Source organism: Rhodococcus sp. NPDC057014 (genome assembly GCF_042673295.1).
Taxonomy (GTDB): Bacteria; Actinomycetota; Actinomycetes; order Mycobacteriales; family Mycobacteriaceae; genus Rhodococcus_F.
Window position 1 is genome coordinate 37,261 of the sequence record NZ_JBHUSF010000025.1, and the last position, 16,523, is coordinate 53,783.

At 66.8% G+C, this 16,523-nt stretch carries 16 protein-coding genes and 1 pseudogene; 8 read left to right on the top strand and 9 right to left on the bottom strand.

From position 1 onward, the window contains the following. Positions 1–288: 288 nt before the first annotated feature. Entirely contained in the window at positions 289–2,163 is a 1,875-nt protein-coding gene (locus ACFTZB_RS08135) for an RNB domain-containing ribonuclease (protein WP_378430981.1), read from the bottom strand. Between the two features lie 319 nt (positions 2,164–2,482). Here ACFTZB_RS08135 and ACFTZB_RS08140 point away from each other — a divergent pair, with 319 nt between their 5' ends. Then, positions 2,483–3,130 carry a TetR/AcrR family transcriptional regulator gene (locus tag ACFTZB_RS08140; RefSeq protein WP_378430982.1) on the top strand — a complete coding sequence of 216 codons (648 nt, stop codon included), beginning with the start codon at positions 2,483–2,485 and terminating at the stop codon, positions 3,128–3,130. Positions 3,131–3,413: 283 nt separating this feature from the next. Continuing rightward, positions 3,414–3,926, top strand: coding sequence for a (3R)-hydroxyacyl-ACP dehydratase subunit HadA (gene hadA / locus ACFTZB_RS08145; RefSeq protein WP_378431001.1), 513 nt, complete (start codon positions 3,414–3,416; stop codon positions 3,924–3,926). A gap of 887 nt (positions 3,927–4,813) precedes the next feature. Here the strand turns inward: hadA and ACFTZB_RS08150 are convergent. Next, positions 4,814–5,776, bottom strand: coding sequence for a ferritin-like domain-containing protein (locus ACFTZB_RS08150; protein ID WP_378430983.1), 963 nt, complete (start codon positions 5,774–5,776; stop codon positions 4,814–4,816). Between the two features lie 377 nt (positions 5,777–6,153). Then, positions 6,154–6,639, bottom strand: a complete 486-nt coding sequence (locus ACFTZB_RS08155; RefSeq protein ID WP_378430984.1) for a hypothetical protein — start codon at positions 6,637–6,639, stop codon at positions 6,154–6,156. Positions 6,640–6,849: 210 nt separating this feature from the next. On the opposite strand from ACFTZB_RS08155, the gene ACFTZB_RS08160 reads away from it, so the two are divergent. The 3 genes from ACFTZB_RS08160 to ACFTZB_RS08170 all read left to right on the top strand — a co-directional run bounded on the left by ACFTZB_RS08160 (position 6,850) and on the right by ACFTZB_RS08170 (position 8,925). After that, entirely contained in the window at positions 6,850–7,347 is a 498-nt protein-coding gene (locus ACFTZB_RS08160) for a serine/threonine protein kinase (protein WP_378430986.1), read from the top strand. A 481-nt stretch (positions 7,348–7,828) separates the two neighbouring features. Then, the gene (locus ACFTZB_RS08165; protein WP_378430987.1) at positions 7,829–7,999 is read left to right on the top strand and encodes a three-helix bundle dimerization domain-containing protein; all 171 of its coding nucleotides are present in this window, start codon (positions 7,829–7,831) and stop codon (positions 7,997–7,999) included. A gap of 641 nt (positions 8,000–8,640) precedes the next feature. After that, positions 8,641–8,925 (top strand): hypothetical protein, encoded by a 285-nt coding sequence (locus tag ACFTZB_RS08170; RefSeq protein ID WP_378430989.1) that lies wholly within the window; start codon positions 8,641–8,643, stop codon positions 8,923–8,925. A gap of 393 nt (positions 8,926–9,318) precedes the next feature. On the opposite strand, the gene ACFTZB_RS08175 is transcribed toward ACFTZB_RS08170, so the two are convergent. Next, positions 9,319–9,543, bottom strand: coding sequence for a hypothetical protein (locus ACFTZB_RS08175; RefSeq protein WP_378430991.1), 225 nt, complete (start codon positions 9,541–9,543; stop codon positions 9,319–9,321). A 493-nt stretch (positions 9,544–10,036) separates the two neighbouring features. Between ACFTZB_RS08175 and ACFTZB_RS08180 the strand changes: the two genes are divergently transcribed. After that, positions 10,037–10,486, top strand: a complete 450-nt coding sequence (locus ACFTZB_RS08180; RefSeq protein ID WP_378430992.1) for a DUF4190 domain-containing protein — start codon at positions 10,037–10,039, stop codon at positions 10,484–10,486. A gap of 170 nt (positions 10,487–10,656) precedes the next feature. Here the strand turns inward: ACFTZB_RS08180 and ACFTZB_RS08185 are convergent, their stop codons facing one another. From ACFTZB_RS08185 to ACFTZB_RS08195, 3 genes are all read right to left on the bottom strand, one after another. After that, on the bottom strand, positions 10,657–10,965 hold the full coding sequence (locus tag ACFTZB_RS08185) for a hypothetical protein (protein ID WP_378430994.1): 309 nt from the start codon (positions 10,963–10,965) through the stop codon (positions 10,657–10,659). A 101-nt stretch (positions 10,966–11,066) separates the two neighbouring features. After that, complete coding sequence (locus ACFTZB_RS08190; RefSeq protein ID WP_378430995.1) at positions 11,067–11,843, bottom strand: TetR family transcriptional regulator; 777 nt, start codon at positions 11,841–11,843, stop codon at positions 11,067–11,069. Positions 11,844–12,104: 261 nt separating this feature from the next. After that, positions 12,105–12,233 carry a DUF6131 family protein gene (locus ACFTZB_RS08195; RefSeq protein WP_378430996.1) on the bottom strand — a complete coding sequence of 43 codons (129 nt, stop codon included), beginning with the start codon at positions 12,231–12,233 and terminating at the stop codon, positions 12,105–12,107. Between the two features lie 269 nt (positions 12,234–12,502). On the opposite strand from ACFTZB_RS08195, the gene ACFTZB_RS08200 reads away from it, so the two are divergent. After that, positions 12,503–12,757 carry a hypothetical protein gene (locus ACFTZB_RS08200; protein ID WP_378430997.1) on the top strand — a complete coding sequence of 85 codons (255 nt, stop codon included), beginning with the start codon at positions 12,503–12,505 and terminating at the stop codon, positions 12,755–12,757. Between the two features lie 22 nt (positions 12,758–12,779). Here ACFTZB_RS08200 and ACFTZB_RS08205 read toward each other — a convergent pair. Next, a pseudogene (locus ACFTZB_RS08205) lies at positions 12,780–13,077 on the bottom strand (hypothetical protein). Between the two features lie 480 nt (positions 13,078–13,557). Here ACFTZB_RS08205 and ACFTZB_RS08210 point away from each other — a divergent pair. Beyond that, positions 13,558–14,748, top strand: coding sequence for a lipase family protein (locus ACFTZB_RS08210; protein ID WP_378431002.1), 1,191 nt, complete (start codon positions 13,558–13,560; stop codon positions 14,746–14,748). Positions 14,749–14,821: 73 nt separating this feature from the next. Here ACFTZB_RS08210 and ACFTZB_RS08215 read toward each other — a convergent pair whose 3' ends face one another. Then, complete coding sequence (locus ACFTZB_RS08215; protein ID WP_378430998.1) at positions 14,822–16,393, bottom strand: hypothetical protein; 1,572 nt, start codon at positions 16,391–16,393, stop codon at positions 14,822–14,824. Positions 16,394–16,523: the final 130 nt, after the last annotated feature.

Consider the following 16,523-nt stretch of genomic DNA (forward strand, 5'->3'; position numbering starts at 1 on the left):
ATCGGTGAAAGATTCTTCCCGCGTAGGGGAGGGGTCTTCCTGCGGCGCTGCTCGTCGGATGCGTCGCCGGTCCTGGCCGAGGAGCAGGCCGGGGCGCCGACGAGCTGAGTTGTGCCGCGGTGTGATTCCGGAGTGAGTCTCGGCGAGCTGGACGCGCGCCTGGACTGGTTCGCCGTGCGCACAGTGGCCGCCCATTCCGTTGCGGCCCGTTGTTTACCGCGGTAAACAAAACCAACTCAAGGTACGGTTTGTTTACCGCGGTAAACAAACCGGCAAGGGGCCTTGTGGTCACTGCCGAACGAAGAGCGCCTCCACGAGCGCGGTGGCCGATGCCGTCTTCGCCAAGGTTTTCGTGGTCGCGTCGGCGGTGGCGGCGTGGCCGGCGAGGCGCACGGTGGCAGTGAATCGGGGTGCGTGCGCGGGCCCGTCGGCGTGGAACTCCCATACGGGTGGGCGCTGATTGTTGTTCTGGGCGAGACTCATCAACCAGGCGATGGGGTTGGACAGGGCCTTGGACTTCTTTGCCCCGTCCAGATTCAGGGCGACCGGCGCGGTCGTACAGTGCGGTTCCGCGGACGGAGCGGGCCCGGGATCCTCAGAGACCAGTGGGGGAGTCGTGGGCTCCGGGGAGGGCTCGGTGGGCCAGTCCGGTTCCGTGTCAGGGTGGTCGGTGCCGGTCAGCTGCGCGCGCACTGCCGCCCAGAGGGCGGCCTGTTCGGCCGGTTTCTTCGCCGTGGCGGTGGCCCACGGCCCGCGGACGCCTCGGTGGGTGGCGCGGGCGGCGAACAGTGGGTTGTGGTCGGCGCCGCTGCGCCGGGTCTCGAGGTCGGCGGGCGGTTGGTCGGGGTGGGCTTGGTGCCACACCGACACCACGCTGGGCCCCATCTCCGGGTGGGCATCGGCGAGTGTGTCCAGGACGCGGAGTTGGATGGGACGCCAGCTGGGGTCGGCGGCGCCGATCAGGACCGAGACGTCCGGGGCGGTCATCAGGTCGGCGTCGACACGGCGGGCGAGCTCGGCGGCGAGTTCCGCCCGAACTGCTCCGGCGGCTTCGGCTTTGAGCACCTTGTGGAACCGGCGACTGTCCAGGGCGGTGAGATCGGCGGTGGCCGCCTGTTCGGCGACGATGCGTTGGTCGGCGTGTTTGAAGTGATTCTTCTTCGCCTCCCGGGCGGCGCGGGTGCGCCGGTTCAAATCGGCGCCGAGGGCGGCAAGCTGCTCGCCGGTGTAGGGGGTGGGGGAGTGGTCGAGGTGGGCGAAGATGATCCGCTGATTGATCAGGTCCGCCACCCGACGCAGCGGGGATGTGACATGGCTATAGGCGCTCAACCGCAGGCCGTAATGGCCGTGGACCGTCGGATCGTAGGTCGCGGCCCGAAGCGTCGACAGCAGTCGTCCCCGCAGTTTCGCGAACAAATCCGGGTCCCCGGCTGCGGCGGCGATCTCGGTCATCAGTTCGTCGGTGCTGCCGGCGACCGGGTTGGGTCGGTGGTTGCGGAACAGGATCGGCAATCCCTGCTCCACACACCACAACGCGACGGCCTCGTTGGTGGCGATCATCAGCTCCTGCACGATGACGTAGGCGACGGTCCGCAGTTCGGCGGCGATCGCCACGATGGCCCCGTCCTCATTGGCCGCCCAGCCGCGGGTGAGGTCGTAGAACGCGAGGGCTCCTCCGTCACGCCGGGCGGTCAGCAGGGCCTGCGCGGCCGAATTTGCGGCGGCCAGCTGGGGGTGCAGCGGATGGGCCGGGTCGGTCAGGACGGCGGGCACCTCGGCGTGATCGACCGCCACACACCGTCCCGACGGGATCTGCCCGCGGCCGACGGCAACGTCGACCAGCCGGCCGCCGGTGGTGATAGTGCCGGTGACCCGCAGGCTGGTTCGCCCGGATTCGGCAGTAAGGGTGGCGGCCTGCTCCGCCGTGTCGCCGAGCATCGGAATGGTGCGGCTGCGCAGGTACCGGGTCTCGGCCCGCAGAAACGCCTGCTCGTCGGCGACCGACCCCAATTCCACCATGTCGGCCACACCGGCGATGTGAACCTCCACCGCCCACCCTCGGCCGCCGCCGAGCGGGATGACGGCGAAGGCGTCGTCCCGGTCCCGCGCAGACGCCGAGTCGATCATCAGCAGCGTGGACACGTCGGTGACTGTCGAATTCATTGTTCGTCGCACCCCCTTGGTTCTACAGGCTTCCGACGATAACCAATCCCACCAGGCGACGCGCGCGCCCATCGGGACATCACCTGCCAAAACCGTAAAACCGGCTTTGGGGACGGTTTGTTTACCGCGGTAAACAACTGTCGCGGGCCAAGCCGGTTGACTGCGCTTAGGCCGTCAGGGGCCATCGAACCGAACGAACCGAAAGATCAATCGACGTTGCTCAACGCAGGTGACCGGGCCGTGGGCCGGCACCGGACACCGTGAAACGCACGGCGCTGCGTTCGTCTCATCGTAGGACTCGAACGCATACGATCCGTGGATGCAGAGGCTTCCCGCTGACGTGCGCCGTGGACAGCTCCTCGATGCGGCGCTGGCAATCACCGCGCAACACGGTGTTGCCGCGCTGACCGTCCGTGGGGTGGCCGAGGCGGCCGGGGTGTCGCTCGGGGTGGTGCATTACCACTTCGAGGACAAGGAGGAGTTGCTCACCGAGATGGGGCAGAGCCTGATCCTCGACGTCAGTGAGGCGATGCGCATGGCGTTCAGCCAGCTCGTCGGACCCCTTACGCTGCGCGGTGTTCCCGCTCTTCGGGAACTGTTGGGTGCCGGAATTCGCGGCCTGTGGCCGATCATCGAGGCCACCCCCGATCAGCAGTTGCTGACCTACGAGATCACCGCGCAATCCTTGCGGCAACGCGGCGCCGGCAGCGAGTCGGCGGGGGCGGTCGCGGCCCGCCAGTACCGCACCATGGACATCGAGGCGGTCGCGTTCCTGAACCTGTGTGCGCACCGGGCCGGTGTCACCTGGGGCACCCCGGTCGATCAGGTGGCGCGTTTCGCGCTGGCGGTGATCGACGGTGTGGTGCTGCGCTGGCTCGTCGACCGGGACAGCGACGCTGCCCTCACCGCACTCGACGACCTGGTCCAGATCATCGCCGCGAAGGCGGTCGAGGATTGCTCCTGGTAGTCACCAGCTCGGGTATGCATGCGAAAGCGTTGCTGCACAGAGGTGGTGCACCCGCCGGCGGTCGGTTGACCGTCACTCTCGCACTGCGCTGGAGGAATGAGGATCCCACCGCCCGGTTCCGTGAGCCAGTTCCTTGAGTACCTCACCGGCTCCGCCGGGCGCATCGATGTCACAATGTTCCGCCCGGTCACCTGATGGCCGACCGGGCAGGTGGGCAGATCCGCCGCTACCGTGAACCGATGTGGGTGACACCGTGAATGGGGCAATCGAGGTCGCGGCGTTGATGGAGGGTCTGATCGGCCGCCATCACCGGATCACCGGCTACGAGGTCGGGCGGGAGAAGATCCGCGAATACGCCCGGGCCGTGCAGGATCCGCATCCCGCCCATGATCGCGAAGACGCCGCCCACGAGCTGGGATACGACGGGCTGATCGCACCGGTCACGTTCGTCAGCATCCTCGGATCGCTCGCGATCGAGGAGCTGTTCGTGCGGGTCCTGGTCGGCTACGACCTGAGCCAGATGATGCACACCGATCAGCAACTGATTCTGCATCGGCCGGTGCGGGTCGGGGACCGGCTGGACTGCGACGTCTGTCTGGAGTCGTTCCGGCAGATGGGTGGCACCGACATCATCGTCACCAAGAACCTGATCACCGACCAGCATCAGGATCCGGTGGCCACCACCCGCACCACACTCGTCGCCCGCACCGGCGGGGTGGCCGATCCGGAACTGGCCCGAGCGGTCGCCGCCGTGATGATGCACAAGCCACCACTACCCCCGGCCCCGGCTCAATAAGCAGCCACAACTGCCGAACACGGTGACGACTCCACACGCCCGGGCGAGGGAGACGCCACCGGGAGGGTCACCTCCGTTGCGTGTGCCCGATCCTCGGGGATGCTCGACCGATCACCGCGAACTCAGGGGCATCCTCCCCAGGATGCCGCTCGAACGCGGTGCGTGAAGGATCCTCTATTGGGTCGAGGGTGACCACCACTCGGGTCTGCCAAGTCCGGCCCGTTGCCGTACCGGTTTTGAAGGTGTCGTTCTCCGGCACTTCCGATCTGGCCCATCTGAACTCCCCGGCTCGGCATTGTTCGGCCACCCTACGGGGCCGATCGGTGCCCGGATCCGGGCCCTCCGGCCATCGTCGTCGACGACGGACCACCGCGTGCAGCGCTTGCTCGCCGGCTTTCCCACAGTGGACGATCACGGCCGACTCCGCATCGACCACGGAGCGTCGACTTTCGAGGGACCCGTGGGTCGGCCTGGCGGCCACTCGCCGAGCCCGAGATCGCCCACACCTCGAACGCCCACGGAGCGCGGCCCGATCATTGCGGTGGGCCGCCGTGCGCGCGTACATTGGCGTGTGCGGATCGAGAGAGTAATCGGTAACGGTGAAATACTCGAGAAGCAGAGATCCGGCCGAGAATGCGAGAGCATTCCCGGCCGAACCCCTGTCTGGGGCATGTTCGGTTGATCTCCCGGCGCCGGCACACCCGGAGACGGTCGTGCCGCGACCGCCGGCCTCGGCGGTCGCAGCCCGCGGACAGACTAAGGCCCTCTCACCGGCCCAGCAACGGTCGGTGTGCTGCTGTTCCCGGCGACCATCCCGCAGACCCCTCGATCGCTGCGGATGTTCCCCTTCTCCTGGTGGACTTCGCCTGGCGACGACCGGGGTCCGGTCAGTTGAGGCCGGCGACCTCCTGGGCGATCGCCGCGAGGCGGGTCTGGGCGGCGGAGACGACACCGTGCCGGTTCTTGTGGGCTTCCTCGTACGCGACGATCGCCCGCACGTCCGCCGGCTCGGTGAGTTCCTTGACCGCGGCCACCGCCTGGGTGACGTTGAGGTCGTCGTAGTCGCCGATGGGCAGTTCCTCGGGTTCGAGGACGCCGGTGGCGGTGCGGACCGAGTGCAGTGCGTCGGCGGCGGTGTCGGCGCCTTCGCGGCGGGTGACCTGCTCCGCGGTCTCGAGGGCGGCGTCGCGGGATGCGGTCAGGGTTTTGGCGGCGACATCCCCGGCGTGCGCACCCCGGGCGAGGAGCTCACCGAGTGCGGGTGGGGTGGCGCGGACGGTGTCGAGGGCCCGGTCCAGCCCGCGGGCCGACCACGCGACGGGCACGTTGACCAGTTTCACCGCGACACCGGTGGCGGCCTGCAGTGGGGTGCGGCGCAGCGCCGCAGGCCCGCCGAGAGCGTCCTCGGCCAGGACGGTGGTCAGCCAGTCCACCGTCGCCGAGTGCGCGGTGATCAGCCGATTGGCCAGTGCGACGATCTCGGGCTGCTGGGCGGTGGTGGCGAGGGCCTTGATGTAGCGGGCGCGGTCGAGGAGCTGGTGTTCGAGGGTCAGGTCGCCGAGCAGGGCCTCGTCGAACGGTTGGGCCTGCTCGACCATGGTCTTCACCGCGGCCGCGGCCCGCCCGAGCAGGGGGCCGATCAGCTCGGGGACGCCGCCGAGTTCCCGGATGGCGGCCTCGACGGCCTCCGCGCGGGCACGCCCGTTGTCGGCGTTCTCGGACAACTCTCGGCGCACGGCCTCGGTCCGGGCCTGGGCGATGCGGGTGTCGGCGACCTGGATTTCGGTGTTGGTCAGATCGAGGACGGTGCGTAACTGGGTCAGCAAGGTGGTGGTGTCGAGTGTGCTCATACGGTTTTCTCAACCCTCCTGGTGTGGTGGCATCGGGTCGGCGCAGAGGTGCACCGCTTCCCCGACTACCCCCTGCTACCGCACGGTAACCATCGATGAAACTCGGCGAGCAGCCGGCATCAATGTCTCGGTCCGGGCGGCGACAACGACCCCCGCCCGGTGAGGACAGCGTCGACCAGGTGCGCAGCCTCGGCGCCAAGGAGGTCACTCTCGCGGAGTCAAACAGCCCTGCCACACCATCCGGGCACTAAACTTGGGGAGGTAGCCAGTCGTGACCGGCCCCCTCTCCCGGAACCCCTAGGGGGCCGATCACCCTACTCCCCACGCGCGTTTCAGCTCGGCTCGGCCCGGACGCGTCAGGGGTGGAATTCGATCCTTCACGCCTTCTTCGGTGCTGTTCGGCGCTGCGCCCCGGACTTCGCTGCGGTCCGGCGCTTCGGCGCTGCCTTCGAGGCCGCCGGCACCGGTGCTGTTTTCGGCGTAGGTGCCGGTGGTGTGGTTGTCGAAGCCGCCCCCACCGTGCCGGTGGCCGGCGCATCGGCACCCGATGTCGTGGCGCTGGTACCGGGCTTGTTCTGCGGTGATGTGCGGGGTTGGAGCCGGTCGAGGACCAGCGCGGTCCCGCCGACCGCGGCCATGATCGGCCACTGCACCACACCGGTCGCCGCGACCGCACCCATCGTCAGCACGGCCGCCGGGGTCGAATGACTGCCGCGCCGCGCCCCCTCCGCAGCTCCGGTGGCCGCGCCCTTCATGCTGCCGATCAGGCCGCCGACCGCGGCTCCGCCGATGGCGCCGAGGGTGGCCGTCGCGGCCTCACCCGCCCCGGTTGCCACCCGAGCCGCACCGCTCATCAAGGTCATGACCGTCTCACCACACTCCCCATCGCCCGAAGATCGGTGAACCCGATCCGGACCGGGAGTACCCCAACCGTCGCCGCCTGAACAGGACACCCGCGGATGGATATGCGGCCACACCGGCGGTGCGCGCGAGCCTGATTGCCCTTCATGAGCCGGCAGCTTTCGGGGCGTGTGCATTGCCACCGCAGGGTGTGTCGGGCACCATCGAGGATCATGCGCACACACCGGTGGCCCGAGAACCCGGCACCGGCCTACGGCGGCACCGAGGTGCATGGTCAGCGTCTCCTGGCCACCGGTCACCAGCTGACGCTTCATCTGACCCGAGTCGTCGCGTACGACACCGGCCTCGCCGTGCACCTGGCGTTGACCGCCGCCGCCGACCCGGCCCGGTGGGCCCGCCACCAGAGTCGTCCGTTGACCGACCCGCAGGACCTGTCCGCACGGTGGTCGTATCTCGACGTGTGGCTCGGCATCATCGATCACCTCGCCGTCGCCGACCCCTACCGTCCTCGCCCGGATGTGCACGCATCGGCCGCCGGAATCTGCACGTATCGCACCGAACCCCAGTACTGGATCCCCACGGACCCTCTTGTGGCTGTCCGGGCGATCACCGTCACCGCCGAATGGCTTGAGATCGGGTTGGAGCCCACCGTCGCCGCCATTGCCCTCGACCGCCCCGTCAATCCACAACGCACGCCGTCGCGATTCTGATCAGGTCCGCTCACCGCGCGAGAAGAAGTTGCTCGCCGCCTCGAGTGCGGCGGGGAACCGGAACGCCAGCCGATCCACCGGACTGTGCACCTCATACAGCTGGGCGCGCAGTGTCTGGGCGTCGGCCCGCCGCCTCTGCCCTCACCGCGATCCACGGTGTCCGCCGCCCGTGCGCCTCGGCGATGCCGATGCGGCCGCTCGAGACGGCCATTTCGGCGAGTAGCACACCGAGAAACATCTTTGCCTGGGCAACATCGGGATCAGCATCGTCGGGCGGTGTCATCCGCAGGCCGCAGGCCGCGGGTGCGGCTGTTTGCCCGGCACCCGATGTTTCACCTGGTGGGAGCGTGGAAGGGTGCCCGACCCCGGGCCTGGGGAGAACAATTGTTGTCATGGACGTCACCGAACGACAGCACATCGACGCCGTCCGTACCCGCCTGTGCGAGCGGTACCCGACCTCGACCCCTCCACGGTCGACGGCATGATCTCTGCCGCTCACCACCGATTCGACGGATGCCGGATCCGGGACTTCGTCCCGCTGCTGGTCGAACGCGCCGCCATCCGCGCCCTCGACAACACCCCACCCACCACACGACCGGAATTCTTAGAACTCGGTGACGCCCGCCCCCTGAAGCATCCTAAATTCCTCTGAGGCGTCCTAGTCGAATTCCACGAGTGCTATTGCGAGTCACGTGAACATCTTTGCTAAATGACGTACAACTATTAGTCGAAACCGCCCTTTCGGTGGCACTGCGCCCATACCGGTGGCGGGCGGCGTCGGGACGCCGCTCATCGCTCGGGCGGCGAGTCCTGCTCAGTAGGGTGGCTCGACTCCCACCTGGTGAGTCGAGCCACCGCCGTTCCAGGTCGTATGCGGTCGATCAGCTGATTCCGATGCCGCCTCCGAACGTGATACTCAACCACTTGAGGAACGCCTCGAAGGCGACGGCAAAGTCAACACCTGCAGAACCCATGAACCTTTTCACTCCTTTTGTTTGTTGTTGTCTACGGGCATCGAACCCGCTTACTCCTATATCGCCCGGGGGCGCCTCCGGCGTTTCACGAAATGCGAAATAATTTCTGCCCCGCAAACTGAACGCAAGCCCAATTCAATTTGGACGGTCGATCAAAATGAATTGGACGACTGATCAGAATATTGAAATACAATTCGCGGACTTTTCGCGCAACACAGTGCGCCCCCGTGGCGATACCCCACGGGGCGGGGACCGACGGGGCGGCCGATCGCCGACTGCGGCGGGGTGCCCGAGAACCAAGGAAGTTCGAGTTGCTCGTATGAATGTGTTCTGGATGGTCGAGGTCCTGACGGTCACGTTGTGCGTGGTTGCGGTGTCGTTCGCCGCGGCGGTGACCGCGGATGTGGTGTCGCGCCGCTCTCGCGAGCGGGTGCCGGACCGAGCCGAAGCCGCGGCCTCACCCTCGCCGGCTCGGGTGCTCACCGACCGGGTGGTGCGCCATGACCGGGACTGGCACCGGGTTGCGACACGGGCGTGGGCGATCTGTGTTCTCGCCTCCGTGATCGCGGTCGCCGCCGTCGGACTGCTGATCATCGTGGGATAACGGTCTCGGTGCCGGCGGCCGAGCGCCTTCGCTCGCGAATGGCGAAGATGTTGCCCGCCGGTGAGCGCCGCATCCAACTTCTCGAGGCGGCGTGACGCGAGCGGGCGTCGACGCGCGGACGATGCGCCTACCCGCCGCTGTTGCCGGGACTTCCCCGGGAGTCGTGTTGAGCACGCGCTGCTTCGGAAACTAGGTTGTGTCGCGCAACGCAACAATGGACGGGGTGTTGCGCACCCTGCAGGCGTTCGGCAACTGTTCGTCGTTCATCTACCCCGCTAAGTCCCGCAGATCGGGCCCCCGGCGCCGCCATGGCGCCGCCCCTGGAGTGGGCGAATCTGCAGTTCCCATGAAAAGGACAGTGAATGCTCGACTCCTCGACCGGGGTAGAGGCGGCTAATCGGTGCGCCGGGCGTGCTGGTTCCGCTCGCGGAAACGAGCGCGGTGCCGCTCGAGGACGACGGCGTCCGTATCGCGGAGGATCTGTCGCTGCCTGCGGGCGAGGGCGTAGCGCACGGCGGCACTGCGCCGGCGCAACATCTGTGCGTGGGCGGCCGCGGAGTCGTCGTCGAACAGCACCGCCGCGGCCTCGTCGCACACGATCAGCACCCACTCGTACACCCGCCGGACCGGGGACCATCGTCGAAGAGCACCGGCATCACCGTGTCGTCGAACAACTGAAAGGGCACACGTCTGAGTCGGTACTGGAGACGGCCGGTCGCGCTGCGGCCGCGACTCCCACGACAGTCGATGGTAAGCGGTACGTCGTACGCACGGTTCAATTCCGCTGCCTCACAGTCGAACCCGAGTCCTTGTGAGCGGGTCCACCGATGAGCCGCCGAGGATCGACTCGCGACCGGGTGGGTGACTGTGCCGACAGGACCGGGGCAGGCCACGACGACCCACGTGGATCTGCGGGTACGGCACACGCTCGCTCCAGCCTTTCCTATCGGCGTAGTGCCGGGAAAGTCCTCGAGGATCAGCGGTCTGAAGGCCAGTGGTTCTGGGTTGGAACAAGCACGATCCGGGCAGCGTCGGAAGTGGCATCGAGCACCGAATGAGTGCGGTGTCCTGCCCGAGCCGAATGCGGGTGCCCGACAACACGGAGGTAGCTATGCGCAGTCCACTGACCGGCGGCGCCGGGGAGGACGACCCGCGCCGGGTCGAGCCCGCGGGCGATGGCCGGCCCGTCGCGGTCGAGGAGCGGGTGGTGACCAAGCCCGCGCGCACGAGCGCGGCCGCGGCGTTCGCGCTCGCCTTCGGGGTGGCCGCGTTCGTGTGTGTGCTGATCGTGATCCTGTCCCCGGTCGGGCTGGTCCTGGGCATCATCGGGTTGATCCTCGGTGTCCTCGGCCTGCGGGCGGCCCGCCGGGTGGGGATCACCGGGAAGGGGGTGGCGATCGTCGGCCTGGTGCTGAGCGCGTTGGCGATCGTCATCTCGATCGCGTTCGCCGCCGGTATGGTCACCGTCCTCAACAACGACAGCGCCGTCGAGAGGATCGAGCAGGAAGTGGACAAGATGCGCGACAAACTCCCCAGCCAGATCGAGGTCCCGCAACCCTGACACCCAGCACGGTTGGGATGGCACCCACCGGGCACGGTCCTGGATGCAACTCTCCCGGCTCGACGACCGCCTGTTGAGCCTTGGCCCGTGGTGTGCAACGAGGAAACCGGCATCTGGCAGGCCGGGCCGGTGTGCCGCCGCACCGATTCTCCGGAGCGGGTGTTCTGCGGTCAGCTCTCTCCGGTCGGCGGAACAGTCGACTCGGTGGGGTGGATGCGCGCCGCTCGGACGTTCTCGTATTCGACGATCGCGTCCTGCCACTGCAGATCGGAGCATCCACCGTGGCGTGCGCAGGGATCGGGCACCCCGAGGTGGGCCCCGATCTGCGCCCACGATGCGCCCTGTTTCAGGGCGTCGACCACCGCTCGTGCGAGAAGTTCCTCGCTCAACTCGCCGGGCGTGGGAAGGGTGTCGCGATCGTCGTCGCGGTGCTGCTGTTGCGCCCGGTCCTGTCGGTGGCGGTGTACGGGCTGATCCATCGGGGTGACTGTAGCGAACCCCCGGCCGGCGCAGCGGTGGTATTCACCCGCGGCGGGAACACGAGCCCTATTGCACCCAGACACGCGGTGGCCGGCAACGATCAGGGCTCCTGCCGCCTGCGATTCGACCCGACGTCACGGTGGCCACTGGAGATCGGCCGCGGGCTGCGCGACGGGCGGTTGGCGGCGGCGCGCCGCACGCCCTTCGGGTCCGCGGAGACGGTCTCGCCCGTGTTCGATGGGTGTCGGACAACACCACCCGGTGTAGAGGCCGGTGGGGGTGCCGTGCCGCGGTCACCGACCCGGGCCATCTGTCGTGTCACGAGTTCACGGAAGTAATCGAGTTTGGTGGGGTCGACCAGGCCGGGCAGGAGAAGATCCCAGGTCGCGGCCAGACGGACGGGCAGATCGTCGAGGCGGCCGGTGGCCGCGGCCAGCAAGCGGGCTCCGGCGAGAGTCTCGACCAGGAGAAGGGCAACGGCGTCGGGATCGTCGTGGTTGAGGTCGCCTTCGGCGATGGCCCGGTGGGCGAGTTCGCGGTAGTCGGACAGCCAGGTGGTGAGCAGGGTGGTGCCGGCGCCCGGCCGGTCGGGAACGTCGGTGATCAGCCGGAACGTCGCCCGCACCGTGGCGTCATTGACGACAGGATCGAGCAGGGTGCACGAGATGCCGATCAGCGCGTCGAACGCGGGAATGCCGGAGGTGAGGAAGGGCCTGCACGCGATCGCGAAGCGGGCACTGCCGACGTCGATGACCGCGCGCGCAAGTTCTTCCTTGGAGCTGAAGTGGTCGTACAACGCGCCCTTGCTGACGTGAGCGCCGAAACGGGCGGAATTCACCCGTGCGGCGCTGCTCCAGGCAGCGTCGGTGGTGTTCACCCGGGTCGGCTACGCGCAGGCCCGGCTGAGCACGATCACCACCTGCCTCACATGCCCACCTTCGAAAGCGATTGCCGATTGGGTGCCGGACTCGAGGGCGGAGTTCCTCGATTCGAACCGTGCGGCCGGAAAGTCGATGACCAGCGATCAACCGCGGTACGAACCCGCACGCTAGCGCAGTTCCCGGCGCGAGGACCCGTCCTACCACCGGCGACCATCCGCTCGTGCGGTAGAAGTGCGTGATTCCGGGTCGTCCGAACCTCAGAACCAGTGACGGCGCCCGCCGACGGCGCGGCCGGTGGCCCCGAGCAGCGCGAGGATGACCCCGATGACCAGCAGGATGATGCCGATGGTCCAAAGGATCGGGATGCCCGCCACGAATCCGATCACGAGCTCAGTCCGAGAATGATCACGATGAACCTCGTTTCCTCGCCATGTACGACATTGGCCCTGACCCTGGTTACCCCCACTGGTAGTGCCGAAACGGTCATTACACCCGTCATTGGCGGGGCATACGCCCACAATCCATACCCATATTGGCGTGTCCGCCCTATTTCCGGGACGCCGACCTGACGGTGCGGGGACCGTGATCGCCCGGCGGCCCCGGAGGGGTCACGCCTATGCTCGGCGAACAACGTCGAGCAGAAGGTTCGAAACGCATGCCCGAGAAGCGCGAGACACAACCGGCGAACCCTGCGTTGACCGTGGGTGTCCGGGTGCTGGTCCAAAGGAAGGCCGAGGAAGCGGCACCCGGCGCGATCGTCGAGGACTACGCCCACCTGACGGACACCGCCGAACGTGGGCACGAGTGGGCGCCGGTACATCGGTGGGCGGTCGCCCTCGACGACGGACGCCTGGTCTTCGCCGACACCGCCGATCTCACCATCGATCCCGGCACACGAGAATCCCGCTGAGAACTCCGCTGCGTCGGTCGGGTCACTTCACAGCCACGCTCCCAGTGAAGAAGAACGGCGCCTGATTGCCGAAGCAGAAGACGGTCGCGTTGCCCTTCGCGAAGCCGCTCAGCTTGCCGGCACCTGTCCCGAAGGCACCAGTCTTGAAATTGAACGCCGAGTCGAATCCGAAACAAGTCCAGCTTTCCCCTGCCGGCACCGTGACCGTGACTCACCGTTTGCAGTGGCCGTCAGTGCCGGCACCGCCGTGGCGGTACCCCGCCGGCGAAGACCAGCGCGGAAGCGATGACGGCCGACGCGATGGCCGTGCGCACTGCGATTTCTTCATCATGCTCACCTCATCCTGGAAGTCTCCGACTCCTGCAGCGAACGGGTGGGTGAACAGTCGGCGCATCGCGTCACGACTGTCGAAACTCAGGAACTTCAGAAGTTCCCCGAAAACAGCAGGTCAAACCCCATGAATACTGCTGACACCACGTGGTGCCGAGGTAGGGCTAGGGCATCTCAGGAAGACGGGGGAGTGCCGGTAGCAATCTGTCACCGCGCCGCCCGACACTCGCCAGTTCCACGCTGTTACCGACGAGTAACAGGAAGCGGAAAACGCATTACGAGACCACCGACATGGGACGAGCTGGTCCACAGCCTCGCCGACGCAGACTGTCCACTGATTCGCCCACACACGCGCGCCGCCCACGGCACTGCTTGGATGATGTTGCCAGGATCGCACCGTAACGGAGCGTGTTCCCGCGCGGATACAGTCACCGCGTCCTGACGAGAGGGCGCAGAGGGAGCAGGACGTGATGCGGCGAGTTTTCAGGGGGTTGGTGGCGGCGGTTCTCGGTGTCCTCTTCCTCGCGATTACAGTGCCGGTGCCGGCGAACGCGGAACCGCTGTATCCGTGGCCCGACCCGGACCCGTTCTACCTCGCGCCCGCCGATCTCGGGGCCAAGGCGCCGGGCGAGGTGGTGCGGACGCGGCGGATCGACACCTGGATGTACGCCAACTCCGACGGCTGGCAGATCGCGTTCCGGTCGACCAACTCGGCCGGCAACCCGATTCTGGCGGTCACCACGGTGCTCCTGCCCCGGGGCGTGGCGAATCCACCGTTGGTGTCGTATCAGGCAATCGTGAACTCGTTGGGAACCAAGTGCGCGCCCTCGCGCGCCCTCTTCAACCTGGAGATGCAGGAATCGCCGGGAATGTTGCTGGGCCTGCAGCGGGGGTGGGCGGTCTCGGTGCCCGATCACCTCGGCCCGACCGGCGCGTACGGTGCCGCCAAGCTCGGCGGCATGATCACCCTGGACAGTGTTCGTGCGGTGCAGCGGGTAGCCGAACTGGGTCTGGCGAACAGTCCCGTGGCCCTGGCGGGCTACTCGGGTGGGGGGATGGCCAGCGCGTGGGCGGCGGCGCTCGCCCCGACCTATGCGCCGGAGCTGAAGCTGGCGGCGGTGGTGCAGGGCGGCGTGCCGGCGGATCTCGAGCAGATGGGGGAGGGGCTGGGCTTCAACCCACACCCGGGTTTCGGACTCGCCTTCGCGGCGGCGATCGGCCTCGAGCGGGAGTACCCGGACCGGTTGCCGGTGTCCTCGCAGCTCAACGAGACCGGTCTGTGGTTGCGGGAATGGATGAGCAACGAGTGCCGGCGGTTCCTGCTGTTCCACGGCGCGTTCCGCAACGCCGGACAGCTGGCGGCGTCGACCAGTCTGATGGCGAGTTCGGCGGCGCGGCAGGTGTTGCGGGAGAACAGCCTCCGATATTTCGAGGGAGTGCCCACGGCGCCGGTGTATATGTGGCACGGCACGCTCGATGGGCTCACCCCGTTCGATTCGGTGGCGGAGGTGGCGCACCGGTACTGCGCTGCGGGTGCGAGGTTGACGTTCGTGCCCTATGACATCTCCGAGCACATGACCACCGCGGTGGTGGGTTTCCCGGATGCGTACGAGTTCATCGCGGCACGATTCCGGGGGGAGCCCGCCCCGACACGGTGCTAACCGCTGGCGCGGCTACGCCGAACGATGAATGGCCGCCTCGCCGGATCCCGTCGCGGGGATGCAAGATTTAGAACTATGGACGAAATGGCAACTCAAGCTTCGTCTCAACCTTCAGCATCCAGTACGGGTCGTCGGTTAACCCACCGAATTCGTCGGCCTGTGGACTGTTTGCCAGGTGGGGTGAGTCCTCGCCCCCGACTGCCGATACCACCGACTGTGGCTGGTCATCGCGCGGATCGAAGCTCACCGATACAACGACCCAATCCGAGATCCTGATTTGCCGCTCCGGTGGTTCACCCACGTTGTAAGCGTCCGCAGAATCACGCGCCTTCTGCGGATCGTCGGCCATCGTTGCGGAGAACTGCTCACCCAGGACGGTCGCGGTGGTCGAGGTGGATGCTCCGTAGTGCTCTTCGTCGCTGTAACCGAAGTATTTGATGCGAAACAGCGAGACTGACAATTTCGCGCCATCAGGAAGCGGAACGGTACCGCTCACGGCGACGGACTGTCCCTCTATCTGGACGTTCGTTGTCAGCACGATGGGCGCAAGGTCGGCAGGCGCGGAGGATGCGGCGGGTGTGGTCGTGCCGCTGTCGTTAGGAGGGACCCGAGGACAGAAATCCGTCCTGGCGTAGTCGTTGAGGCGTTGCGCGTCTTCGGTTGCCGCTCCGTGGAAGATGTCCTCGTTAATCGAATTTTCCCATGTCGTCGCACCACTGCTGATGTCCCGGCACAGTAGAACGATTAGGTATGTGAACTCTTGCCGTTGTTGGAGATCGGACGGGGCGGGAATGTACCCTGTTTCTTCGGCAACGACGCCCATTGCGTCCACCATCTCGGGAGTTGCCCCGGCCTGCTCAAGCGCCGCCGCGATGGAACCATCCTCTGCGGTCGGGCTCGTCGAGGCGGCCGTCGTCGTCGTTTGTAGCGGCGTGGTGGTTGTGAGACTAGGTGTGGTGGCCGGGGTGAGTGCAGTCTCTGGACTGGACTTTTCGCTACGCAAGGCCTCTTCGTCAGTTGCTATCGTCCCGACAAGTCCGATGAAGCCAAATACCGCAATGAGGGAGACGATACCAAGCAGGATCTTTCCAGCTTTGGTGGACTTTTGGCCATTAGGCGGTGGAGCTACAGACTGAGCGGCCGCGGCGTGTTCCTCAGCGTCCTTCCGATCGGCGTCCGTCGACTCCTCGGATTTGGGTTGGATAGCGACAACGGGTTCGGCTTCCGACGTACCTGGCTTCGGCTGGTGCGCTCCGCGCATGCCAGCAGGTAGGCCGGCTATGCCTAGTTGGTGGACGAAGTGGCTGACGAAAGCGACGTCTGTGCCCTGGAGTATGCCGAAGTACAACTGCTGGTTGTCCCTGGTCGTGATCACCAGCTGTTTCGCTGCCCCAAATGTTGGAAGGTCGAATCGCGAGATGTTGTCGGCGTCGATTGCTCGCTTAGGCCCCTTGGCCGCTACATCGCGGCCAGAGAACGCAAGCACCCGCGCATTGGTTATTGCCAAGCCATCACACTGCGGGCGCATCACGGTAGTCCGCGCCAGGGCCCACACGAACTCGCCCGGGTAGAGGTGGCCGGTCAGTGCAACCATCCACTGGTCTGCAGTCTTCGCCTTGAGTTTTGGGGCAATTTGGAGCGGCATGATGATCCTGCTCTTTGACGGTTCAGCACCTACATGGGACTGCCCCGGCTCTGGTTGACACCTGACCCGTGAGGGATCTGCCCTCACGGTGGAAGGATGATCGACATGCCGAAGCCGTATCCGGAAGAGT